The following is a 24,001-nucleotide window of genomic DNA, read 5'->3' on the forward strand; positions in this document are numbered from 1 at the left end:
GGATCAACGGCGCCGCGATCTCCCACAGATCATCCGGCGCCCAGGTACGGATCATGGCCTCGTCCACGGAAGCAGATCATGCCCGAGCTGAACGACCATCCAAATGAGACGCGCCCTAAGTGACCGCGCGAAGGTTGCGGTCGGGGTGGCGGCGCAGCCGCTCCATGGCCCGCGCCGTAGCGTCATCGGCCGGCAGGAGAATGACCAGCTCCTGCGCGTCGGTGCTGGGCAACTCGAGCTTCTCCCGCTGCCACCGAAGCTCGTACGCGATGGGGTGGTTGAGCCGAAGCGGGACGTGCGGTGGGGGCAGGTGGCGGTTGAGCCGTCGGGTGAACTCCTCCCCGGCCAGGGGGGCGAGCTCGGCCCTGAACCATTCGGAGGTCTCCGCGGACGGCCCGAGCCACAGTTCGAAGGCTCGTTCGTCGGCCACCTGGTCCCAGTCCGGGAAGAAAGTCCGGGCGTGCGGATTGGTGAACACGTAGCGCGTCAGGTTCGGCGTCCCGCTCTCGAGCAGCCCAGTCCCACGCATCAGCAGCTCGAACTGACTCGTGTACGCGAGCACGTCTCCGAGGCGGTTGGTCACGAATGCGATGCCGGGCTCAAGAAGCTGGAGGGTCTCCAACACGGTGGGCCGGACATGGCGGTTGGGCGGCGCTGGCCGCCCGCGCCCTGCACACCCTCCGCTGGTGATCTTGGCGAGGTGGCGCAGGTGGTTGCGCTCGGCGGCATCGAGGCTCAAGGCGTCCGCAAGAGCAATGACCACGGCAGGGGACGGGTTGCGGTCTCGTCCTTGCTCGATCCGGGTCAGGTATTCGACGCTGATCCCAGCACGCGTGGCGAGGTCTGAGCGTCGTAGTCCAGGGGACCGGCGGCGGCCACGATCAGGCAGGCCGAACGACTCCGGCTGGATGCTGTCGCGCTTGGCACGGATGTAGTCGCCCAGCGGCGTGCTCATGCTCGAAGCCTATCTCCGCAGCACCTCGAACCCCGCAGGGTGGCCCCACGGGGGCCAGCCTAAGCCCGGTCTGGTTGCCATCGTCCGGACGATGGACCGTGGAGTGCATGAGTGAGAAGCACAAGTTGGTCGTGATCGTCGGGAGCGTTCGAGAGGGCCGGTTCGGGCCTGTCGTCGCCTCCTGGGTCGCCGACCAAGCGCGCGAGCACGGCGGGTTCGACATCGACGTCGTCGATCTGGCCGACGCCGAGATCCCGCTGTCGTTGCCGGCAGTACCACCGAAGTTCGCCGGCGACTCATACCCGCGCCCCGACGGAATGGCGTCCTTGACGTCCAGCCTGGCGGACGCGGACGCGTTCATCATGGTCACGCCGGAGTACAACCACAGCTACCCCGCGTCCCTGAAGGCCGCCATCGACTGGCATTACACCCATTGGACGGCCAAGCCCGTCGCTTTTGTCAGCTACGGCGGTCCAGCTGGGGGCCGCCACGCCGTCCTGCACCTGGAAAACGTGCTCACCGAACTGCACGCGGTGACAATTCGCGATGGTCTGGCGTTCCCGAACTACCGCGCAGCGTGGGAAGACGGTCGGCCGCTGGACCCTCAGGCGCCCGGATATGCCAAGACCCTGCTGGACCAGCTCGCCTGGTGGGCCGCCGCCCTGGGTGCGGCGCGCGACTCGGTCCCGTACCCGGCCTGAAGGGATCGCTCGAGGAGCAGACCAGACTCGCCCGGCCAGCTGTGATGCCCGCCTCAGATGACCGAATCCCATGGCAGGCGAGCCCCGGTCGATCGCTGGTGGATCGACCGGGGCTCGTCGGCTGGAGCCGGGTCAGGCGAGGTCGAACCGGTCGAGTTCCATGACCTTGGTCCAGGCTGCGACGAAGTCGCCCACGAACTTGTCGCGCGCGTCCTGGCTGGCGTAGACCTCCGCGAGGGCCCGTAGCTGGGAGTTGGAGCCGAAGATGAGGTCCACCGCGGTGGCGGTCCACTTCACCTCATCGGTGGCCAGGTCCCGGATCTCGTACACGTGCTCGTCGGACTCCGACGCCTTCCACCGGGTGCCCGGGGAGAGCAGGTTGGTGAAGAAGTCGTTGGTGAGCACGCCGGGCCGGTCGGTGAGGACGCCGTGCCGCGTGCCGCCGACGTTGGCCCCGAGGGAGCGCAGGCCGCCGATGAGGACGGTCATCTCGGGCGCGGTCAGGTTGAGCAGGTAGGCACGGTCGAGAAGCAACACCTCCGGCTGGGTCTTCTCGCCGGGACGCAGGTAGTTGCGGAACCCGTCGGCCCGAGGCTCGAGGACCCGGAAGGACTCGACGTCGGTCTGCTCCTGACTGGCGTCGGTGCGGCCCGGGCGGAACGGCACGGTCACCTCGACGCCGGCGTCGTGCGCCGCCTTCTCGACGGCGGCCGAGCCGGCCAGCACGATCAGGTCCGCGAGCGAGATCTTCGCGCCGCCGGCGGAGTTGAACTCCCGCTGGATGCCCTCGAGGGTCGCCAGGACCGTCGCGAGCTGCTCGGGCTGGTTGACCTCCCAGCTGCGCTGCGGCTCGAGACGGAGCCGGGCGCCGTTGGCGCCGCCGCGCTTGTCCGTGGACCGGTAGCTCGCGGCGGAGGCCCAGGCGGTGGAGACCAACTGGGCGGTCGTGAGGCCGGATTCCAGGACCTTCGCCTTGAGGGCGGCGACGTCGGTGTCACCCACGAGCTCGTGGTCGACGGCCGGCACCGGGTCCTGCCACAGCTGGGGCTCCGGGACCCACGGCCCGAGGAAGCGGCTGACCGGACCCATGTCGCGGTGCAGCAGCTTGTACCAGGCCTTGGCGAAGGCCAGTGCGAACTCGTCGGGGTTCTCCAGGAAGCGGCGCGAGATTTTTTCGTACGTCGGGTCGACGCGCAGCGCCAGGTCGGTCGTGAGCATCGTCGGCTTGTGCTTCTTCGACGGGTCGTGGGCGTCCGGGATGATCGCCTCGGCATCCTTGGCGACCCACTGCTTCGCACCGCCGGGGCTCGTGGTGAGTTCCCACTCGTTGCCGAAGAGGATCTCGAAGAAACGGTTGCTCCACTGCGTCGGCCGGTCGGTCCACGTCACCTCGAGACCGCTGGTGATCGTGTCCCCGCCCTTGCCGCTGCCGTAGGTGCTCAGCCAGCCCAGGCCCTGCGCCTCCAGCGGGGCGGCCTCGGGCTCGGGGCCCACGTGGTCGTCGGCGACGCCGGCGCCGTGGGTCTTGCCGAAAGTGTGGCCGCCGGCGATGAGGGCGACGGTCTCCTCGTCGTTCATCGCCATCCGGGCGAAGGTCTCGCGGATGAAGTGCGCCGCCGCGGCCGGGTCCGCGTTGCCGTTGGGACCCTCAGGATTGACGTAGATGAGACCCATCTCGGTCGCGCCGACGCCTTCGGCCATCTCCTTCTCGGAGACGTAGCGCTCGTCACCCAGCCAGGTGTCCTCCGGACCCCAGAAGATCTCCTCGGGCTCCCAGACGTCCTCCCGGCCGAAGCCGAAGCCGAAGGTCTTGAAGCCCATCGACTCCAGGGCGACGTTGCCGGCGAGCACGAGCAGGTCGGCCCACGAGATCTTCTGGCCGTGCTTCTGCTTGACCGGCCACAGCAGCCGGCGGGCCTTGTCGAGGTTGGCGTTGTCCGGCCAGCTGTTGAGCGGGGCGAACCGCTGACCACCGTCGCCGGCGCCGCCGCGACCGTCGTGGATGCGGTAGGTGCCTGCGGCGTGCCAGCTCATCCGGATCATCAGGCCGCCGTAGTGGCCGAAGTCGGCCGGCCACCAGTCCTGCGAGGTGGTGAGGACCTTGGTGATGTCCTGCTTGAGAGCCTCCACGTCGAGCTTGGCGAACTCCTTGGCGTAGCTGAAGCTCTCCCCCAGCGGGTTGCCCTTGGCCGAATGGGCATGCAGCACCGAGAGGTCGAGCTGGTTGGGCCACCAGTCCCGGTTGGTGCGCGGACGACCACCGGTCTTCGGGGTCGGCGAGTCGATCGCCGGGTTCTCGCTCTCGCTGCCGTGCGCGGTCACGGAGTCGTGCGCGACCGGACAGCCGGCCGCCTCCTTCTTGTCCACGCCCTGCGCGCTGGAGGGGGTGTAGTCCTGGGTGTCGCTCATCTACTTCCTTCCGAGCTGGCGGATCACTGGGAGGTGCGTTCGGTTGCACAGTCGGGGCAGGTGCCCCAATACACAACCTCCGCCTCGTCGACCACGAAACCGTGGTCATCCGAGGCGGTGAGACAGGGAGCATGGCCGACAGCGCAATCGACATCGGCGATCGCACCGCACGAGCGGCACACGACATGGTGGTGGTTGTCCCCCACCCGCGACTCGTACCGAGCGGTCGCACCGGCAGGCTGGATGCGTCGCACCAGACCGGCGTCGGTGAGCGCCCGAAGCACGTCGTACACCGCCTGGTGGGAGACCGTGGGCTGATCCGTCCGTACCAGCGCGATCACCGTGTCGGTGTCGACGTGCGGATGGTCGCGCAGCGCAGTGAGCACCGCCAACCGGGGCCGGGTCACGCGCAACGAGACCGCCCGCAGCTGGGTCTCGAAGTCGGACGTCACGTGACGAACATAGTCCAGTTTTCTGGAACGAATCAAGTTCTTCGCCGGACTCCACCCGCACGCCTTCGACGCAGAGCTGGTCACTCAACTGGTCGACCACTCGCCTCATGGGCCGCCTCGCAGGACTAGGACATTACCGCCCAGAAGGCGTCCACCGAGTGAATCGGTTCGATCACGTCCGAAACGGCCAGAGCCTTCGCCAAACCGATGATCAACAAGCCGGCGCCCAGCGGCATGGGGTCGACCCGGGGCGTACTTCAGGTTCCTAAGCCTCTAAAGCTGGCTGCCACCTGGCGTTCGCACTCCTGACCACCACGCCCGCGGTCAGGATCGCGGTCAAGGCCAGCAGGAGCAGGCGATAGGTGGGTCGGGGATCAACCGTGTCGGTGCCGACGATGTAGAAGCCGCTGAGGGCGAAGCTCGGATAGACCGCCTGCAGGAGTGCGAACACGGCTCCGGTCCGGGCGGCATCTCGTCGTGCCGCCTGGTCACTCTCCCAGGCCGTCTGGATCACCACACAGCCGAAGACGACGATGAAGGGCAGGTAGACCAGGAACATACCCGCGTTGAGTACGACCCCGGCAACGGAGGCCAATATGGCAATACCGCCGAGCGTAAAGATCGCGCCCTTGGCGGACCATCCAATGTGGTGGCCCTTATCGCGTTTGCGATAGTTGACGACCAGCGCGCCTACGACCACCCCGACACAGCCAAGCACCAGAGCCATGAATGCGGCGCCGGAGACGTCCAGGTACCACACCGTTGTCGGCCAGGCCGCGATGACGGCGGGGACCATCGCCGTACCGGCAAACGTCCACCGCCTGCGCTGCAGCATCGGGACGATCGCCACGCACGCGGCGACGGGTACGGCCGCGTAGTCGGCCTTCGTCCAGAGGTCCCAATCCGGGTGGGTGAACAAGATATAGGCGCACAACGCCGCGGCGAGCGCCAGGAACAGTGACGCCGTCACCATGGCGGCGGTATTGAACCCCGCTGCGCGGGCGACCGTCGTTGGTACGCGCTCGGACGGCGACGTGGTCCGGGGTCCGCCGGCACCGTCATCCGCCGGCTGGCTCCACCCCTGCTGGGCCACGGTTGCGACCACTGCGGAGACGGCGAGCAGCGCGGTTGCCGCCCAAAGCCACGGCTTCCACTCATCCGATGGCCGCACCGTGCCCGTGGCCAGGTTCCCGACCAGCCCCAACATGACGGGCAGAGCCGCGTAAAGGATGGCCGTCATCAGCGAAGGCCGCCGCACTCGTCCTCCCCCACCTGTGCCGTTCAGTGCCCCCCGCTGCCGACCGTACCGTGGCGTGACCAGGTCGTCACTGCGCGATTTGGCCCGGTCGGGAACCCTCACGACATCCGCTTGTCGCAGATCTGCGGGTCCGGCAGCTTGCGGCCGTCCCAGCAGTTCCACGGGACGGCGCGTACCTCCAATGCGGCGATTGGCGGACGCCACGGTCCGGGGCGGCGGCGGCACACAGCCACCGCCCCGGACCCGCCCTGGGTCAGGCGATCCGTTGGGCCCGTTGGATCGTCTGCGTCACCCGCTGTGTTCACCGTGATCCGGACTCGCCGCAGGTACCTCCGGACGAGTCTTCACGGACGCGGTGAGTCCCGCTCGACCAGGGTTTCGAGCGGAGCGCGACACGGTGCCGGTGCGGCGTCCATGAGTTGATCGAGGGTCATCGCGGCCTTGATCAGTGCGAGGTGGCTGAAGGCTTGGGGAAAGTTGCCGACCTGCTCGCCGGTCGGGCCGATCTCCTCTGCGAAGAGACCGAGGCGGGTGCTGTAGGTGAGCATCTTCTCGAAGGTGATCAGCGCGTCGTTCAGCCGTCCCGAGCGGGCCAGGGCTTCGACGTACCAGAAGGTGCACATGCTGAAGGTGCCTTCGTTGCCGGGCAGGCCGTCGGGCGATGCGGTGGGGTTGTACCGGTAGACGAGGCTGTCCGAGACGAGTTCGTCGTCCATCGCCCGCAGTGTGGACTGCCACATCGGATCATCGGGCGCGATGAACCCCACGCTCGGCATCGTGAGCAGCGCCGCGTCCAGGACGTCGCTGTCGTAGTGCTGTACGAACGCCCGGCGTGCGGGGTGGTAACCCCGGTTCATGATCTGGTGGTAGATCCGGCCGCGCTCGGTGCTCCAGCGGTCGATTTCGCCGGGTACCCCGTACCGCTGAGCGAGGCGAATGGCCCGGTCGACAGCCACCCAGGACATGAGGCGGCCAAAGGTGAAGTCCTGGCGGCCGCCCCGGGTCTCCCAGATCCCTTCATCGGGTCTCTCCCAGTTCTCGCAGAGCCAGTCGATGAGCTTCACGGTGTTGAGCCACGCCTGATAGGAGCTGCGCAGTCCGTACGCGTCGGCGAAGTGGATGGCGCTCAGCGCTTCGCCGTAGATATCAAGCTGGAGCTGGTCGGCAGCGGCGTTGCCGATCCGCACCGGACGGGAGCGTCGATAGCCCTCGAGGTGATCGAGGACATCCTCGTCGAGGGCGGTCGAGCCGTCGACGCGGTACATGTGGTGCAGCGGCGTCGCACGGTCGGCCGCCTCGCAGATCCGATCATTGACCCACAGCAGGTATCGGCGCGCTTCCTCGGTGAAGCCGAGACCGAGCAGGGCGTGGACCGAGGCTGAGCCGTCACGGATCCAGGCGTAGCGGTAGTCCCAGTTCCGCATCCCGCCGATCTGCTCCGGCAGGCCCGCGGTCGGAGCGGCGATCAGAGCGCCGGTCGGCGCGTACGTGAGGAGTTTCAACGTCAGGCCGGATCGCTCCACCGCTTCCCGCCACCGTCCGCGATAGCAGGAGCCGCTGAGCCAGGCCCGCCAATAGTCCCGGGTCTGCTCGTACATGGCCCGTATTTCCCCAGGCCCGATGAGCCGGGGTGGCTCACCCGAGCCGGTTTCGACGAGGAGCCCGCCGGTGGCACCCTCACGAAGGGTGGCGAAGGCGCGCACCCCGTCGCCGTCGCGTTCGATCTCGACTTCGTCCGGGGGCTGGTCGGCGTGGCGGACCCGGTGCACCGTCATACTGAGCGTCCGGCTGCGGAAAACGGTGCCGTCGGCGTACATGTCGATTTCGTGCCGGTCGCGCCCGTAGTTGAATCGCGGCTGGCAATCGATCCGGAACCGTACGGTGCCCCGAACCACACTGATGAGCCGAACGACGCGATGACGATCGGTCGGCGTATCGCCGGCGACCGGCATGAAGTCGATGACTTCACCCACGCCGTCGGACGTCAGGAAGCGAGTGATCAGGATCGGTGTCCCCGGCAGGTACAACTGCTCCTTTCTGACGTGGTCGGGGCCATCGGGTGCGATACGGAAATACCCGCCCCTCTTGTGGTCCAGCAGTCCGGCGAACACGCTTGGCGAGTCGAACCGCGGCGCGCAGAACCAGTCAAGGGTGCCGTCGTCCGCGATCAGCGCCGCTGTCTGCAGGTCCCCGATCAGGCCATGTGACTCGATGATCGGATACGAATCCACTCACCGGCCTCCTGCCAGGACTCCTGCAACTGCTTTCACCGTAGGTGCGGGCGGGAGCTCAGCGGCGCACATTGGTCAGGACCAGCGCCATGATCACGCCGCATGTCGTCCTCACACCTCGAGACTGACCTGTCGTGGAAGTCCCGAGGTCGGGTATCGGTCGTGATCCAGCTGCGCACCACAGCGAGTGACCTGCTCCGCGCGACCGGGTACGAGCCGGAGACGGCCAACCGGATGGTGCGCGAGGCGGCCACTGCCTAGAACCGGCGGGCAACCCCGCTCGGGCGGATGGACAGCGGTCTTACGGGCGGACAGCGTCGAGCGCGGGTAAGGGCCGCAGGCAGATCTCGTGCGCGTCGTCGGGCGGAAGGCCGAGCATGCGCAGCACGTCCTCGGTGACCTGGTCGGTGGCTGCGGCGTCGTCGCGCTCGGGGTGATCGTGCAGCAGTTGCCCGAGGACCAACGCGGCCCCGGCGATGATCACCGTCGCGAGTTCGGGGTCGCGCACGCTGAACCGCCCGGCACGGACGCCGTCTTCGATGTCGCGCCGGGCCCGCGGTGCGAGTCCCTTGTCGGAACCAGCCAGGGCCAGGCCGTTGCTGAGCAGCACCTTGCTCAGCTCGGGACTCCGGCGGTGGAGACGTCCGGTCAGCCGGAAGCTCTGCGCAAAGACGTGGGCCGGGTCGTCCAGGCCCACGGTCAGCTCGTCGAGCAGGGCGCCGTAGCGCTCGAGGGCGTCCTCCACCGCGGCCTGGTAGAGCTGCTCCCTGCTGTCGAAGTGGTTGTAGAACGACCCCATCCCCACATCCGCGGCCTGGGTGAGCTCGAGGATCGGGACGTTCTGCTTGCCGGCCGCGATGAAGGTCTGGGCCGCGCGAACGAGCGCCGATCGGGTGTGCGCCTTCCGCCGTTCCAGGCGGTTAGGAGCCTGCCTGGTCTGTTGCGCCATGCCTACTTGTCCACCTCTCCCAGGTCGGTCTGCGCCTACCTTAACCCCGGCGACCCTCAGATATGACGGAATCGTCATTCGCTCTTGACTGACGCTACACTCGTAAGTGACGATTTCGTCAGCGTCGTGGGAGGGAGCGGGACATGATCGAGCGGCACGACCCGCACACGGGTCTGCACAGCGAGCAGGGTGCGCTGCGGGGCGAGCACCTGGGGAGGGCGCGCAACCCGCTTGTCAAGGTGCACGACCTGGCCTGGCTGGAGTTCGAGAAGCCCGATCTTGAGCGGGCTGAGTTGTTCGCCCGGGCCTTCGGCTTCACCCCGTCGTCGCGTACCGCCGACGAGCTGCACCTGCGGGGCACGGACCCGGGTTCGCCCTGCGTGCTCATCCGCCGGGGCCCCCGGTCACGGTTCATCGGCCCCGCCTTTCAGGCTGCCGACCGGAAGGACGTGCTGCGCCTCGCGGACGCGACCGGCACCAAGGTCGCCCCGCTGCCGGAGAGCCTCGGCGGGGTGACGGTGGATCTGGTCGACCCGAGCGGGGCGCGGGTCCGCGTAGTGACGGACACGCACGAACTTCCCGCGCTGCCCACCCAGGTGCCCCTGACGTTCAACGTCGGGCACGACGTGGCGCGGACGAACGCCACCCAGCGGCCACCGCGGGAGCCGGCCAAGGTGCAGCGGCTCGGTCACGTCGTGCTGCAGACGACCCGATACCTGGAGACGCTCAACTGGTATCTCGAGCACCTGGGCCTGATCGTCAGCGACTTCCTCTACCACCAGGGGCAGCGTGAGCGGGGCCCGGTGATGAGCTTCATCCGCTGCGACCGCGGCAGCACGCCCACCGACCATCACACGCTCGCCATGACCCTCGGCCCGGCCAACCGGTACGTGCACTCGGCCTACCAGGTTCCGGACCTCGACTCGCTGGCCGCCGGCGGGGAGTACCTGCTCGACCGGGGCTACCAGCGGTCCTGGGGAATCGGCCGGCACATCCAGGGCAGCCAGATCTTCGACTACTGGCGCGACCCGGACGACTTCCTGGTCGAGCACTTCACCGACGGCGACCTGTTCGACTGCACGCTCGAGCCCGGCTGGACCCCGATGAGCGCCTCCGGGCTCGCCCAGTGGGGTCCGCCCGCCACCAAGGACTTTCTCGGCATGAGACCCGGCCGGGAATCGCTTCGCGAGCTGCGCGCAGTCATCGGCGCGCTGCGCGAGGACAACGAATTCGACCTCCACCGCCTGCGCGGCCTGATGAAAGCGTTCACCTCTTGACGTCCTCCCCGCCCTGGCGGGCCGGGGTTCTCACGGTCGCCCGTGAGGCTTCCTGTTTCATTGCCGACTGCCCTGCCGGGAGGTCTCCCTTGAGGTCTTACATCAGCTCCGCAGGCGTTTTACCTCTCCGCAAGCCCGGCGGCGAGGATGTTGCGCGCGGCGTTGACGTCCCGGTCGTGCTCGGCCTCGCAGCCGGGGCACGCCCAGGCGCGGACGCCGAGGGTGAGGGTGGTGTTGATTCGTCGGCACGCCGAGCAGGTCTTGGACGACGGATACCACCGGTCGACGGGGATCACGTTGCGCCCGTACCAGGCAGCCTTGTACTCCAGCATGCGCCGCAGGTCGGACCAGGCCGCGTCGGAGATGACGCGGGCGAGCCGGTGGTGGCGGAGCATGTTGCGCACGCTGAGGTCTTCGACCACGACCGTTTGGTTCTCGCGGACGAGTCGGGTGGTCAGCTTGTGCAGGTGGTCCCGCCGCCGGTCGGCGATGCGGGCGTGGATGCGGGCCACCTTCATTCGGGCCTTGGCCCGGTTGTTGGAGCCTTTCTCCTTGCGGGACAGGTCCCGCTGCGCCTTGGCGAGCCGGCGCCGGTCGGTGCGCTCGTACCGCGGGTTGGTGATCTTCTTTCCGGTGGAGAGGGTGAGCAGGCTGGTGATGCCGGCGTCCACGCCGATCTCGGCATCCACGGGCGGCAGCGGCTCCACCGTCGGGTCCTCGACCAGGATGGAGACGAACCAGCGGCCCGCGGCATCCCGGGACACGGTGACCGTGGAGGGTTCCGCTCCCTCGGGCAGGGGCCGGGACCAAACGATGTTCAGTGGGGTGCCCATCTTGGCCAGGGTGAGCCGCCCGTTACGCCAGCGGAACGCCGACCGGGTGAATTCCGCCGACGCCCGCGACTTGCGCTTGGACTTGAACCGCGGGTACCGGGACCGCTTGTCCCAGAACGCCGCGAACCCGGCGTGAAGGTGGCGCAGTGTCTGCTGCAACGGCACGCACGACACCTCGTTGAGGAACGCCAACTCCTGCGTGCGCTTCCACTCCGTCAGCCACGCCGAGGACTGCGCATACGTGGTGCGCCGCCGATCAACCGCCCACTCCCGGGTACGCGCCTCCAGCGCAAGGTTGTACACCTTCCGCGCACAACCGAACGTGCGGGCCAGCAGCTCAGCCTGCTCACGGGACGGATAGAAGCGGTATTTGTACGCCCGCTTCACCACCCCACCCACGCCTCACATCCTAGTCGCCGTCTATGTAAGACAGTCACTGAAGGGGGGAAGCGGCGTCTCCTCCCGGCTCTAAGCCGCCGGGTTACCACGCCGCAGTTCTGATGAGCACCTCTGTCCTGCGTACCGCCGATGCCTGGTGGGTGCTCACCCCCACCGGCGCCGCCAAGGTGCAAACCAGCGCCACCACCACCAGCGAGCTGCTGGCCGACCGGCCGGCGATCCTCGCGGCCGCGACGAGCAGCGACACGGTTCCGGTGGACGACCTCGCGCTGGTCTCCCCGGTGACGGCGCCCTGCCGCGTCGTCGCCCAGATGACGAACTTCGCCTCGCACGTCAAGGACACCAACGGCAATCCCGAGACCGTCCCCCTGACGTTCTTCCGAAAGACCTCGGGCTCGATCAGCGGCCCGTTCGCCGACGTGGTCCGCCCCGGCCACGTGACGTTGCTGGACTACGAGGTCGAGATCGGGCTCGTCTTCGGCCGCGAGATGCCCGTCGGCACCACCATCACCGCGGACAACCTCGCCGAGTACGTCGCGGGCCTGGTGGTCACCAACGACGTTTCCGCCCGTGACGTCCAGCTCCCCAAGACCCAGTTCTACGAGGCCAAGAGCTACCCGACCTTCACCCCGGTCGGCCCCGCGCTGGTGCTGCTCGACGCCGACGAGCTCAAGCGGTTCACCGACCTGCGGCTCACGTTGTGGGTCAACGGCGAACTCCGGCAGAACATGCTCGCCACCGACATGATCTACACGCCGGTCCAGGCGCTGCAGACGCTGACCCGCTTCCAGCGGATCGACCCGGGTGACCTGCTGCTGACCGGGACGCCCGTCGGGACGGCGCTGAGCGCGCCGCCGAAGCCGGTCATGTTCCTCGTCTCGCTGCTGCCGCCCGCGGTGAAGTGGAAGATGTTCTTCAAGGGCCAGGTTCAGAACCCCAAGTACCTCAAGGACGGCGACGTCGTCGAGGCCACCATCGCCACCGACGACGGCGCGATCGACCTGGGCCGGCAGCGCACGGTTGTGAGGTACGCCCAGTGAGCGGGCCCCTGCTGTGGCCGGACTACGCCACGCCCGCCGACCTCGCCGCGATCGAGGCCGTGCCGCTCGATGCGCGGGGCCTGCCCGAATCGACGTACGCGCTGCTCGCCCGAGCAGCCACGCGCTGGCCGGACGGCACGGCACTCACCGTCCTGCCCGACGCCGCCCGCTGGCGAGAGCCGTTGCGCCGCACCTTCGCCGAGTTCCTGGCCGACGTCCACCGGTACGCGAACCTGCTCCACGACCTCGGAGTGCGGCGGGGTGACGCAGTCGCCCTGATGTCACCCAACTGCGCTGAGCTGATCACCGCGACGCTGGCCGCGCAGCTCGCTGGCATCGCGGCCCCCCTGGGCAGTGGACTGTCGCGGCCGCACCTCACCGAACTCCTCCGACGCTCAGGCGCGCGCGTGCTGGTCACGGCCGGGCCCGACCTCGCGCCGGACACCTGGGACACCGCGCAGGCGCTCGCCTGCGACGGCCTGCTCGACGCGATCCTCGTGCTCCGATCCACCGGGGCGGCGGGCACCTCCGAGCCGCTGCCCGCCATCGACGGCGTCCGCATCGGCTATCTCGGCGAGCTCGCCGCCGCCATGGAACCGTCCGCCTTCCACGGTGAGCCGCCCGGCCCGGGCGACCTGGCCGCGTTGTTCCACACCGGCGGCACCACCGGCGCCCCGAAACTGGCCGCGCACACGCACGCCAACGAGGTCGCCGACGCGTGGATGCTGTCCGCCAGCAACCTGTTCGACGAACGGACCGTGGTCTTCGCGGCGCTTCCGCTGTTCCACGTGAACGCGCTCGTCGTCACGCTGCTGGCGCCCCTGTTCAAGGGGCAGGCCGTGGTGTGGGCCGGTCCGCTCGGCTACCGCGACGCCGCGCTGTACGGCGCATTCTGGAAGATCGTCGGGCACTACCGGATCGCCGCCATGAGCGCGGTGCCCACCGTGTACGCCACGCTCGCGCAGTGCCCGGTCGACGCCGACATCAGTAGCCTGCGGTTCCCGATGGTGGGCGCCTCACCGCTGCCCGCCGCGGTCCGGGACGCCTTCCACGCCCACACCGGGACAGCCCTGATTGAGGGCTACGGGCTGACCGAAGCCACCTGCGCCAGCGCGCGCAGCTTCCCCGACGTGTCGCGGCCGGGCTCGGTCGGGCAGCGCCTGCCCTACCAGCGGATGCGGGTGGTCCGCACGGACGGCACGTGGGAGGACGTACCCCCTGGTGGAACGGGCCTGCTGGCGATCAGCGGCCCGACCGTCTTCCCCGGCTACGTCACCGGCCGCGACGAGAACGGCCGCGTCCTGGACGGCCTCGGCAAGCTCGTCGACGGCTGGCTGGACACCGGCGACCTTGCGCGCATCGACGAGGAGGGCTTCGTCTGCCTCGCCGGCCGGGCCAAGGACCTCATCATCCGCGGCGGGCACAACATCGACCCCGCCGTCATCGAGGACGCCCTGCTGGCCCACCCGCAGGTCACCGAGGCCAGCGCGGTCGGGCGCCCCGACATCCACGCCGGCGAGGTACCCGTCGCCTACGTCACCCTCGCGCCCGGCGCCACGGTGACCGAGAACGACCTGCGCGACTGGGCGAGCGAACGGGTGCCCGACCGCACCGCCGCGCCCAGGACCGTGACGATCCTCGACGAACTGCCCGTCACCGCCGTGGGCAAGCTCTACAAGCCCGCGCTGCGCACCGACGCCATCCGTCGGGAAATCCGCGCGGCACTCGACAAGGTCCCGGAGGTCCACCACATCGGGACCACCACCGAGGGTAGCTCCATCGTGGCTACCGTCACCGTTTCTCCATCCGCCGACCAGGCGGCCATCAAGGCCCTCCTGGGCCGTTATGCCATCGAATGGCGATTGGTTGTTATTTCATGACGCTCGCTGCTGCCATCCTCGCGGTGCTGCTCGCCCTGATCTTCCTCGCCCTCGGCACGGCCAAGATCCTCGCCTTGCCGCGCATGCGTGAGCTGGCCACCGAGGCCGGTTTCTCCGTCGTCGCCTATCGCCGTCTCGGCGTGCTCGAGGTCGCCGGGGCGGTCGGGCTGCTCATCGGCCTGACCGAGCCGCTGATCGGCGCCCTCGCCGGCGCCGGGCTGCTGCTCCTGCTCGCCGGAGCTCTCGTCGTCCACCTGCGCAAGGGAGACAGCCCCCAGAAGTACGCCCCGGCCGCCGTCTGCGGACTCCTCGTCGCCGTCTACCTCGCCCTCCACTTCGTATCGGCCCGATGAGGACGGTTCCCGTGGTGATCGTCGGCGGGGGCCCCACCGGGCTCACCGCCGCGACGCTGCTCGCCCAGTACGGCGTCGAGTGCCTGGTCCTCGAGCGCTGGGAGTCGATCTATCCCCAGCCCCGCGCCGTCGCCCTCGACGACGAGGTCCACCGCATCCTGGCGCGGCTCGGGCTCCGGGACGAGTTCGCCGCGATCTCCCGGCCGCACCGGGGTCTGCGCCTCCTCGACCGGAACATGCGGGTGCTAGCCGAGTTTCGGCGGGACACGGGGCCCGGCCGGCACGGCTACCCCCAGGGGAGCATGTTCGACCAACCGGAACTGGAGACGATCCTCCGCCGAAATCTCAAGCGGCAGAGCACCGTCACGTTCCGGGGCAACGCCGAGGTCACCGCGCTGACCCAGGACGCCAGCGGGGTGCGGGTCGACGTCACCGACCCCGCCACGGGAGAGCACGAGTCCGTCCGGGCGGCGTACGTCCTGGGGTGCGACGGTGCAAACAGCCTGTCCAGGGCCTCGATTAGCGCCGCCATGCGGGACCTGGGCTTCACGCAAAGCTGGCTGGTCATCGACGTGGCGACGGAGGCCGACCTCGGCCAGTGGGAGGGCGTGCACCAGCTCTCGGACCCGGCGCGCGCCGGCACCTACATGCGGGTCGGGAAGACCCGCTACCGCTGGGAGTTCCAGCTGACGCCCGGCGAGACCGCCGACGACTACCGCGACATGGCCCGGCTGCATCCGTTGATCTCGCGGTGGACCGGGGACATCCCCGTCGCGGAGCTGGAGATCATCCGTGTCGCCGAGTACACCTTCCGCGCGCAGGTCGCCGACCGGTGGCGCGACCGGCGGGTGTTCCTGCTCGGCGACGCCGCCCACCTCACCCCACCGTTCATCGGCCAGGGCATGTGTGCCGGGCTGCGCGACGCGATGAACCTGGCCTGGAAGGTCGCCGGCGTGCTCGACGGGGCCCTGGCGGAGACCGTGCTCGACACGTACGAGATCGAACGCAAGCACCACGCCCGCGCCATGATCAAGCTGGCGAAGTTCATCGGTACGGCAATGACGGCCGGTGGCGAGTTCGGCAATGTCATCCGTCGCGCCGTGGCGCCGCGGCTGCACCTCGTGCCGGGCCTCACGGACCTGGCCACGGACAGCCGGACACCCCCGCTGCACCGCTCCGGCCTCGTGATGCGGCCACGGCTTCGCCGCGGCCTCGCGGGCAGGCTGTGCCCAAACGCGGTCATCGACGGCCAACGACGTTTCGACGACCTGGCCGCTGGCCGGTTCGCGATCGTGACGTCCATCGAGCCGTCCGCCGCCCAACGCGCCGACATCGAACGGCGTGGAGCGGTTCTGATCGTCGCCCACCCGGGCAGCGAACTGCATCGATGGTTGGGGACCGGCGCGGCTCGCGCAGCCGTCGTCCGCCCCGACGGCACCGTCCTCCATGCCGGCCGCCGGCTGCTTCCCCAGACGCTCGATGCTGTCCGCCCGGGTGGCGGGTGACCGAGCCTCCGCCGCTGTTGCTGTCAGAGTCGGCCGTGAGCAGTCCCGCACTGCTCGGACGACAGTCCGTCACGACCACTGAGACACCCCGGAGCTTCGCGGCCAGCAGGCCGCTCGTCATCCGGGCGGAGCATGGCGGTGGTCGAGGTAGGCGTCCAATGCGGCGGCGCCGGCGAGCAGGGCGCGGCTCCTGCCCGAGAGGCGGGCGCGCCAGTCGTGCAGCATCGACTCCAGCGGTGCGACGCCTCCCGCGGAGCGGACCTGGGCGATCAGCGGGGCGATCTGCTCCAGCAGGTAGCCACCCCGTCTGAGCTGGTGGGCCAGCAGGGCGTCGCGGACGTCCGCCTCGCTGTAGACCCGGTAGCCCGTCCGCGGGTCGCGGCGCGGCTGGACCAGGCCGGCGCGTTCCCATTTGCGCAGGGTGGCCGGTCGGATGCCGAGCCGCCGCGACAGCGGGCCGACGAACGTGTCACCGCGCTGCCGCGGTACCGGATCGAGGTCGCGAAGCGCGGCTTCGACGGCCTGGAGGGTGCGGCGGTCGTCGAGCAGCTGGGCGTGGCTCTCGTCGATGAGCCGGAGCGCGTCCTCGGTCGCGTCCCGATTGACCGCCTGCATGATCGACGTGGCCGTCTGGTGGCCGTGCCCGGGCACGAGCGCGAGAAACGTGCGGAGGGCCTGCGCGTGCAGCGGCGTGTAGGTGCGGTATCCGTGCAGGGTGCGTCCGGCGCCCGGAAGGATGCCGGCCGCCTCGTAGTTCCTGATCGCCTGGGTGGACAGACCGGGGCCGCGCGCGAGGTCGACCGGCCTGAGCCGCCCACCGTCTTGAAGGTTTCGCCCCACTGTCCTGCCAACATCGCGGAGAAGTTTCAACCGGAGGTTCAACGATACCGTTGAGGACATGACTGCTGGTACGAAGGACACCGCCCATGCTGTCGAGGCCGCGACCGTCGTGCGGCTGCTCCCGACCCGGCCGCGGCTGCTCGCCCTGGGCGAGCCCACCCACGGCGAGGACACTCTGCTCGAGGTGCGGAACGAGATCTTCCGGCAGCTCGTCGAGCAGGAGGGCTACCGGACGATCGCCATCGAGAGCGACTGCATGATGGGCCTGGTCGTGGACGACTACGTCACCTCGGGCACCGGCATCCTCGACGAGGTCATGGAGCGCGGCTTCAGCCACGAGTGGGGCGCCTTCGCCGCCAACCGCGAGTTGGTGCGCTGGATGCGCACGTACAACGACGGCCGGCCCGTGTCACAGCAGCTCCGCTTCGCCGGTTTCGACGGCCCGCTGGAGATCACCGCCGCCGCGAGCCCTCGGCAGGCCCTCACCGCACTCCACGGCTACCTCACCGCCTGGGTTGACGCCGACCTGCTTCCCTGCACCGCGGAAACGCTCGACCGCCTGCTTGGCGCTGACGACCGGTGGACCAATCCCGCCGCGATGATGGACCCGTCCCAGTCCGTCGGGCAGACGCCCGACGCCAAACAGCTGCGGCTGCTCGCCGATGATCTGGTGGCCCTGCTCGACGCGCAGACGCCACACCTGATCGCGGCGTCCTCACGGGAGGACTGGCACCGGGCACGCCTGTACGGCCGTACCGCCACCGGGCTGCTTCGCTACCACTTCTGGATGGCCGACACGTCACCGAGCCGCATGGCGCGGCTGCTCGGCGTGCGGGATTCGATGATGGCCGCCAACCTGCTCGCCATCGCCGAACGAGGGCCGGCGTTGGTGAACGCCCACAACGGCCACCTCCAGCGGAACAAGAGCACGATGCGGATGGGCGACCTGCCGCTGGAATGGTGGAGCGCCGGCGCGATCGTCAGCGCCCACCTGGGCGAGGGATACGCCTTCCTCGCCACAGCCCTCGGCACGATCCACCACCAGGGGGTGGACGCCCCGCCTCCGGACACCATCGAGGGGCTGCTGTACGCGCTCCCGGAGGAGCGGTACATCGTCGACGCCCACCGACTGGCCGCTATCCTCGCCAACGTGACGCCCGCTGCCCGGGTGTCCCCCTGGTTCGGTTACTCCCCGCTGGACCCGGCCCACGTGGCCAGCACCGACGGGATCGTGTTCGTCAAGGATGCCCGGCGGAGCTAGTCGGCCGGCCGCACCTCGGGCAATTTCATCATCGACCAACCCCCGCTGGCGATCACCGCCGGAGCAGGTTAATGGAACAGCGAAGGGACTGCCCGTCATGTGCCCGCTACCCAGGCTCATCCAAGAGAGCAAAAAAATTGGGACGGCCATGTCGAGAACTGGTGGCTGGCTCCGTCCCCGCGGTGAAGGTGACCAAGATGGGTCGCACCAGCAGAGGAGAAACACGATGGCGAAGTACTTGCTGCTCAAGCACTACCGCGGCGCTCCGACTCCGGTCAACGACGTGCCCATGGACCAGTGGACGCCGGAGGAGATCTCGGCGCACATGCAGTACATGCACGACTTCGCGGCCCGGCTCGAGGGGACCGGCGAGTTCGTCGACGGTCAGGCGCTCGCCCCCGAGGGGACGTTCGTCCGGTACGACGGCGAGGGCCGCCCGCCGGTCACCGACGGCCCATTCGCCGAGACCAAGGACCTCATCGCCGGCTGGATGGTGATCGATGTCGACAGCTACGAGCGCGCCATCGAGCTGGCCGGGGAACTGTCGGCCGCCCCTGGGGCGGGCGGGAAGCCGATCCACGAGTGGCTCGAGGTGCGCCCGTTCCTCACCGCACCGCCCACCATCACGGAGTGACCTCTCCGATGAACGAGGCCCTGCTCCGCAGCCTCACGCCGAGCGTGCTCGGGATCCTCGTCCGCCGCGGAGCCGACTTCGCGGCGGCCGAGGACGCCGTGCAGGACGCGCTGGTCGAGGCGGTCCGCGTCTGGCCGGCCGACCCGCCGCGGGATCCGAAGGGCTGGCTGGTCACCGTGGCCTGGCGCCGGTTCCTCGACGCGACCCGGGCGGACGCCGCCCGTCGCCGGCGTGAGGACCTCGTCGACGAGGAGCCGGCGCCCGGGCCCGCGCCCACGGTGGACGACACGCTCCAGCTCTACTTCCTGTGCGCCCACCCGTCGCTGACGCCGTCGTCCGCGGTCGCGCTCACGCTGCGCGCCGTCGGCGGGCTGACCACCCGCCAGATCGCCCACGCCTACCTGGTGCCCGAGGCGACCATGGCGCAGCGCATCAGCCGGGCCAAGCGCACCGTCTCCGGAGTGCGGTTCGACCAGCCCGGCGACGTCGCTACCGTGTTGCGCGTCCTCTACCTCGTCTTCAACGAGGGCTACTCCGGCGATGTCGACCTCGCCGCCGAGGCCATCCGACTCACCCGGCAACTCGCGGCCGCGATCGACCACCCCGAGGTGGCGGGGCTGCTCGCCCTCATGCTGCTGCACCACGCCCGGCGCACCACCCGGACCGCGCCCGACGGCAGCCTGGTGCCGCTCGCCGAGCAGGACCGCGCCCGATGGGACACCACGTCGATCGCCGAGGGCGTCGAGATCCTCCAGGCGGCCCTCGCCCGCGACCGGCTGGGCGAGTTCCAGGCTCAGGCCGCCATCGCGGCACTCCACGCTGACGCGCCCACCGCCGAGGAGACCGACTGGGTGCAGATCGTCGAGTGGTACGACGAGCTCGCGCGCCTGACCGACAGCCCGGTCGTCCGGCTCAACCGCGCAGTGGCCGTCGGCGAGGCCGACGGACCGCGCGCCGGGCTGGCGGCGCTCGCGGCGTTGAACGACTCACTGCCCCGCCACGCGGCGGTGGCGGCGTACCTCCACGAGCGCGACGGCGACCTGGCGACGGCGGCACGGCTGTACGCCGAGGCGGCCCACAAGGCCCCCAACCTCGCCGAACGCGACCACCTGACGCGCCAGGCCGCCCGGCTCAACGCCCGCCGGTGTCGCTGACTGGTCGCGTCGCGGGGCGCTTGCCTCCCCCGCACCCCGCCAGCGAAGGTTTGCCGGGAAGTCAGGCGTCGCGGAGCCGGCCCAGGTCAGGCGGCGGGATCGACGAGGACACCGGGGTTGAGGATCCAGGACGGGTCGAGCGCGCTCTTGGCGGCGCGCATGGCGAGCGCGACCGGGTCCGGACGCTGCTGGTCGTACCAGGGTCGGTGGTCGCGGCCGACGGCGTGGTGGTGGGTGATGGTGCCGCCGGCGGCGAGCAGCGCGTCGGAGACGGCATGCTTGATCTGGTCCCACTGGTCGACGGTGGCGCCCCAGCGGCCGGTGGCGTACACACCGAAGTAGGGGGCGGGGCCGTCCGGGTAGACATGGGTGAAGCGGCAGGTGACCACACCGGTCGCGTTGACGGCGCGGAGCGCGTCGCCGGCCGCGTCGAGCACGGCGGCGCGTAAGGCGGGGAACCGGTCCCAGGTGCAGGCGGTCTCGAACGTCTCCACGATCATCGACCGGGCGGCGAGTGCGTCGCGCTGGTACGGCATCCGCAGGAACGCTGACCGCCAGGCGTCGGCGGCGGTCCGCTGCCGTGGGCCGGACGAGTCGTCGCCACGGGACGCCTCCGGCAGGGTTCCCCCGTGGTCGCGGCACAGCTCGACGGCGCGGTCCAGCCACGGTGTGACCGGATGGTCGGCGGACTCGAATCCCAGGACGAGCACGCCGCCGGTGGTGGCGGCACCGGCGTTGAGGAGCGCCTCGGCAGGGTCGAGCAGCCGGCAGTTGCTCGGGTGCAGCGCGGACTGGGCGATGGCCCGGGTGGCTTCGACCGCCAGGTCGTAGTCGGTGAAGTGCACCGAGGCGCCCGCCCGCCAGCGCGGCCGGTCCTGCAGCCGCATCCACGCCTCGGTGATGACGCCCAGCGCGCCCTCCGAGCCGAGGAACAGCCGATCCGGGGATGGCCCGGCACCGGAGCCGGGCAGCCGGCGCGACTGGCTGGTGCCCGCCGGGGTGACCACCCGCAACGACTCCACCAGGTCGTCGATATGAGTTAGGACGGTGGCGTAGTGACCGCCGGCACGGGTGGCCAACCAGCCGCCCAGGGTGGAGAACTCGAACGACTGCGGGAAGTGCCGCAGCGTGAGGTCGTGCCGCCGGAGCTGGTCCTCCAGCGCCGGGCCGAACACGCCGGCCTGGATGCGGGCCGCCCGGCTGGTCGGGTCAACCTCCAGCACTCGGTCGAGGCGCCCGAGGTCGAGACTGACCGCCGCGGGATACGCGTCGTCCAGCCGCGGCTCCACGCCGCCGACCACTGACGAGCCGCCGCCGTAGGGGATCACCGCGATGTCCCGGCCCGCGCACCAGTCCAGCACGTCGACGACGTCCTGCTCGGTCGCCGGCCGGACCACCAGGTCCGGCGGGTCGTGAACCTCCCCGTGCAGGTTGCGGACGACGTCCCGGAACGCCTTGCCGTGGGTGTGCGCCGCCCGGTCGGCCGGGTCGGTCGAGCACAGCCGGGCGAGCGACGTCGGCGGATCGACCCGCGGCGGGCGCAGGTCGAGTTCGGCCACCGGCGGCGCGACATGCTCGGTCAGGTCGACGTCGGGCAGCAGGGTACGCACCCGGTCGGTCAACGCCGTGGCCTCCGCGCCGGTCACTGCGTCCTCGACGTGCCCCCAGCCCCACCACGAACGGTGTTTCCCGACCACGCGGCCTCCCCGCCGTCCACCATCGCCAGATCGACTCGCCGGTAACGTACTCGACGATGGGCACCCCGTCGATGCCGTCGTGGTTGGCGTGGACTGCCTGCGCCGCGACCCGGTGTGGGGTTGGCCTCCCCCGACGGTCACCGCCCACCGGTTGCGGTACCGCACGGAGCCGTGGTCTGAGAAAGGAGCGACCACTGCTCCAGCTCCCACGGGCCGACCGGCCTCAGCCGACCGGGTGCTCGACCGACGCCGGACGGTCTCCGACCCCGGTCGCGGGGCCGCGTCGTCCCACCGAGCGCTGCCGCGGTCGCGAAGCCGAGCGTTGCTCGGTGGCCCCTTCCACGACCTCGGGGGTCGCGACGGGTGGTGTGGTACGGCTCGCCGCGGTGTCTACCAGGTCCGGCAGGTCCCGCCCGGCCACAAGAGGTAGCTCTCGCGTGACTGCCGCGATCGGCCCCGGCTCGCCCGCCGGCTCGCCGGCTCGGGCGACACCTGCCCGTCCCGTCGCGGTCCGCGGCATCGCTGCCGCCCCGCGGGTCGTTGCCGGCGGCGCGGTGTCGGCCGGCTCCTCGACGGAGCCTGGCGCGTCCGTGGTCGACAGTGCCTCCGCCCGGCTGGTGGCCGACCGGCCTGCTGTGTTGCGCGGCGTTCGGCGCGGCGCGGCTGCTGGCAGGAGCGGGGCGATTTCCGCGTGCAGCGCCGCCCAGTCCGAGGCGCGGGGCGGGTCGGGCTGATCCGTGGTCGAGGTGAGCTGGCCCGTGCTCTCGGACCGCTCCAACTGCCGGTCGGTACGGTCCGGCGTTGCCCCCCGGGACCGCTCCGATCCCAGTTGCTCGGCACCGTCTCCGGGTTGCTCGGTAGCGCCCGCCTGCTGAACGGCGTCCCCGGCCGACTCTGGCCGCGCTGAGCCACCGGAGGCCCCGTCCGCCGCATCGGCTACGGGGGCCGCGTCCGTGACCGGGGCCGGCGCGTCGGCGAGCAGCCGCGCGGCCGAGGCTAGTGCGACGGGGTCGGGTTGGCCGGTCCGACGCCACCGCCGGCGGCGGCCGCCCGCCGGCAGGTTCCCGGCCAGCACGCGCGCAGGTGCCAGATCGGCGGCGATCAGCGCGGTGAGCCCGTCGTAGTCCGCCTGCTCGGCCAGCCGCCGGGCAATCTCGTCGAGGTCGTACACCGCCACGGCGATGTCCGCGGTGGTGGCGTCCAGCGCTCGGCTGATCTTGAGGTGCAACACCTTGCTCAGCGCCGCCTGCCGCCGCTCGGCGCGTATCTGCGCGCGGGCCGCGTCGAGCGAGCCGTACAGCCCGAGGCGGGGGTCAGCCTTGGCCAGCGAGCGTGCACGGCGTGTCAGCCACGGGTGTCGCAACCAGTGCCCGACCGGTTCGTACGCCGGCGTCGTGGGGGGCAGCTGCTGCGTGGCGCGCAGCCGGTCCCGCCGCTGGTTCTCGGCGTTCATCAGCCACACCAGATAACCGAGCAGGGACATGCCCGCGTAGAAGCCGCCTTCGAGGTGGTTGCTGTGCGCCAGCCAGTTGAAGGCGACCGCGGCGGTGGCGATACCGGCCGACAGCACACGGGACAGGATCGCCGGTTCGCCTAGTCGACGGCGTACGTCGGCGTTCGCCAGCACCACAACGCCGCCCAGCTCCAACGCCCCAACGGCCGGAAGGGCGACGTACCACGGCATGCCGAGCCGTTCCATCGCCCCGGACACCTGGCCGCCGAGCGCGATCAGCAGCACGACAACGTAGAACCCGGTGCGCAGCACGGCGACGTGCCGCACCGCCTTGGCCAGCTCCGCGTCCCATGCCCCCGGCGGTCCGGCGCCTGGCGCCCCGCCAATTGAGTTTCCGCCGGTCATCCGGGTCCGGTCCGGTTCCTGGAACACGCCGAGCAGGTTCCTCTCTCGCTCCGACCCCGGCCTGACCGGCGCCGCGGCCGCTCGACCCGGCAGTGCCACCCGCCGAGTCCTACCAGAGCCGCTCCGGCTGCCGGCCGTCGTCCGCCGCATGCTACAAGGTTGCGGACCGAATTGGAGATTTCAGATACCACGCTGGGCGCATCGGGTCGCCCCTCCCGCGCCACACCGCGGGTCATCGGCGCTCACCCGACCGGCACCGCCGTGGCCGGCGCCATGCCGAAGGAACGCGATCGTGGCGACTATCAGCAGCCTCAG

The 24,001-nt window shown here is 70.2% G+C and carries 19 protein-coding genes; 9 read left to right on the top strand and 10 right to left on the bottom strand.

Annotated elements, in window-relative coordinates; all coding sequences use genetic code 11:
- Nucleotides 1-115: 115 nt before the first annotated feature.
- The gene (locus M2302_RS23680; protein ID WP_280840036.1) at nucleotides 116-955 is read right to left on the bottom strand and encodes a helix-turn-helix transcriptional regulator; all 840 of its coding nucleotides are present in this window, start codon (nucleotides 953-955) and stop codon (nucleotides 116-118) included.
- 107 nt (nucleotides 956-1,062) lie between these two features.
- Between M2302_RS23680 and M2302_RS23685 the strand changes: the two genes are divergently transcribed.
- The gene (locus tag M2302_RS23685; RefSeq protein ID WP_280840037.1) at nucleotides 1,063-1,656 is read left to right on the top strand and encodes an NAD(P)H-dependent oxidoreductase; all 594 of its coding nucleotides are present in this window, start codon (nucleotides 1,063-1,065) and stop codon (nucleotides 1,654-1,656) included.
- 132 nt (nucleotides 1,657-1,788) lie between these two features.
- On the opposite strand, the gene katG is transcribed toward M2302_RS23685, so the two are convergent.
- The 5 genes from katG to M2302_RS23710 form a co-directional block, all read right to left on the bottom strand.
- Nucleotides 1,789-4,065, bottom strand: coding sequence for a catalase/peroxidase HPI (gene katG / locus M2302_RS23690; protein WP_280840038.1), 2,277 nt, complete (start codon nucleotides 4,063-4,065; stop codon nucleotides 1,789-1,791).
- 23 nt (nucleotides 4,066-4,088) lie between these two features.
- A complete protein-coding gene (locus M2302_RS23695) occupies nucleotides 4,089-4,517 on the bottom strand; it encodes a Fur family transcriptional regulator (RefSeq protein ID WP_280840039.1) in 429 nt (142 codons plus the stop codon).
- 265 nt (nucleotides 4,518-4,782) lie between these two features.
- Nucleotides 4,783-5,757, bottom strand: coding sequence for a hypothetical protein (locus M2302_RS23700; protein WP_280840040.1), 975 nt, complete (start codon nucleotides 5,755-5,757; stop codon nucleotides 4,783-4,785).
- A gap of 362 nt (nucleotides 5,758-6,119) precedes the next feature.
- Entirely contained in the window at nucleotides 6,120-8,006 is a 1,887-nt protein-coding gene (locus tag M2302_RS23705; protein WP_280840041.1) for a glycoside hydrolase family 15 protein, read from the bottom strand.
- 301 nt (nucleotides 8,007-8,307) lie between these two features.
- Complete coding sequence (locus M2302_RS23710; protein ID WP_280840042.1) at nucleotides 8,308-8,955, bottom strand: TetR/AcrR family transcriptional regulator; 648 nt, start codon at nucleotides 8,953-8,955, stop codon at nucleotides 8,308-8,310.
- Between the two features lie 143 nt (nucleotides 8,956-9,098).
- Between M2302_RS23710 and M2302_RS23715 the strand changes: the two genes are divergently transcribed.
- Nucleotides 9,099-10,232, top strand: coding sequence for a VOC family protein (locus M2302_RS23715; protein WP_280840043.1), 1,134 nt, complete (start codon nucleotides 9,099-9,101; stop codon nucleotides 10,230-10,232).
- A 119-nt stretch (nucleotides 10,233-10,351) separates the two neighbouring features.
- Here the strand turns inward: M2302_RS23715 and M2302_RS23720 are convergent, their stop codons facing one another.
- On the bottom strand, nucleotides 10,352-11,464 hold the full coding sequence (locus M2302_RS23720) for an RNA-guided endonuclease TnpB family protein (RefSeq protein ID WP_280840044.1): 1,113 nt from the start codon (nucleotides 11,462-11,464) through the stop codon (nucleotides 10,352-10,354).
- Between the two features lie 101 nt (nucleotides 11,465-11,565).
- Here M2302_RS23720 and M2302_RS23725 point away from each other — a divergent pair, with 101 nt between their 5' ends.
- The 4 genes from M2302_RS23725 to M2302_RS23740 are packed head-to-tail and all read left to right on the top strand — an operon-like array spanning nucleotide 11,566 to nucleotide 16,242.
- The gene (locus M2302_RS23725; protein WP_280840045.1) at nucleotides 11,566-12,504 is read left to right on the top strand and encodes a fumarylacetoacetate hydrolase family protein; all 939 of its coding nucleotides are present in this window, start codon (nucleotides 11,566-11,568) and stop codon (nucleotides 12,502-12,504) included.
- Nucleotides 12,501-14,384, top strand: a complete 1,884-nt coding sequence (locus M2302_RS23730; protein ID WP_280840046.1) for an acyl-CoA synthetase — start codon at nucleotides 12,501-12,503, stop codon at nucleotides 14,382-14,384. Before M2302_RS23725 ends, M2302_RS23730 begins: the two co-directional genes overlap by 4 nt.
- On the top strand, nucleotides 14,381-14,737 hold the full coding sequence (locus M2302_RS23735) for a DoxX family protein (RefSeq protein WP_280840047.1): 357 nt from the start codon (nucleotides 14,381-14,383) through the stop codon (nucleotides 14,735-14,737). The genes M2302_RS23730 and M2302_RS23735 overlap by 4 nt, the downstream gene beginning before the upstream one ends.
- Nucleotides 14,734-16,242 carry a bifunctional 3-(3-hydroxy-phenyl)propionate/3-hydroxycinnamic acid hydroxylase gene (locus M2302_RS23740; protein ID WP_280840048.1) on the top strand — a complete coding sequence of 503 codons (1,509 nt, stop codon included), beginning with the start codon at nucleotides 14,734-14,736 and terminating at the stop codon, nucleotides 16,240-16,242. The genes M2302_RS23735 and M2302_RS23740 overlap by 4 nt, the downstream gene beginning before the upstream one ends.
- A 117-nt stretch (nucleotides 16,243-16,359) precedes the next feature.
- Here M2302_RS23740 and M2302_RS23745 read toward each other — a convergent pair whose 3' ends face one another.
- Nucleotides 16,360-17,082, bottom strand: a complete 723-nt coding sequence (locus M2302_RS23745) for a MerR family transcriptional regulator (protein ID WP_280840049.1) — start codon at nucleotides 17,080-17,082, stop codon at nucleotides 16,360-16,362.
- 58 nt (nucleotides 17,083-17,140) lie between these two features.
- On the opposite strand from M2302_RS23745, the gene M2302_RS23750 reads away from it, so the two are divergent.
- From M2302_RS23750 to M2302_RS23760, 3 genes are all read left to right on the top strand, one after another.
- Nucleotides 17,141-18,343: an erythromycin esterase family protein gene (locus M2302_RS23750; RefSeq protein ID WP_280840050.1), complete on the top strand. Its 1,203-nt coding sequence runs from the start codon at nucleotides 17,141-17,143 to the stop codon at nucleotides 18,341-18,343.
- 226 nt (nucleotides 18,344-18,569) lie between these two features.
- A complete protein-coding gene (locus M2302_RS23755) occupies nucleotides 18,570-18,977 on the top strand; it encodes a YciI family protein (protein ID WP_280840051.1) in 408 nt (135 codons plus the stop codon).
- Between the two features lie 8 nt (nucleotides 18,978-18,985).
- Nucleotides 18,986-20,131 (top strand): DUF6596 domain-containing protein, encoded by a 1,146-nt coding sequence (locus M2302_RS23760; RefSeq protein WP_280840104.1) that lies wholly within the window; start codon nucleotides 18,986-18,988, stop codon nucleotides 20,129-20,131.
- Nucleotides 20,132-20,217: 86 nt separating this feature from the next.
- Here M2302_RS23760 and M2302_RS23765 read toward each other — a convergent pair whose 3' ends face one another.
- Both M2302_RS23765 and M2302_RS23770 read right to left on the bottom strand, forming a co-directional pair.
- Nucleotides 20,218-21,828, bottom strand: a complete 1,611-nt coding sequence (locus M2302_RS23765; RefSeq protein WP_280840052.1) for an FAD-binding oxidoreductase — start codon at nucleotides 21,826-21,828, stop codon at nucleotides 20,218-20,220.
- A 223-nt stretch (nucleotides 21,829-22,051) separates the two neighbouring features.
- Nucleotides 22,052-23,608, bottom strand: coding sequence for a hypothetical protein (locus M2302_RS23770; protein WP_280840053.1), 1,557 nt, complete (start codon nucleotides 23,606-23,608; stop codon nucleotides 22,052-22,054).
- Between the last annotated feature and the right edge of the window lie 393 nt (nucleotides 23,609-24,001).

This window comes from Micromonospora sp. A200 (assembly GCF_029893845.1).
In the GTDB taxonomy this organism is placed as follows: Bacteria; Actinomycetota; Actinomycetes; order Mycobacteriales; family Micromonosporaceae; genus Micromonospora; species Micromonospora purpureochromogenes.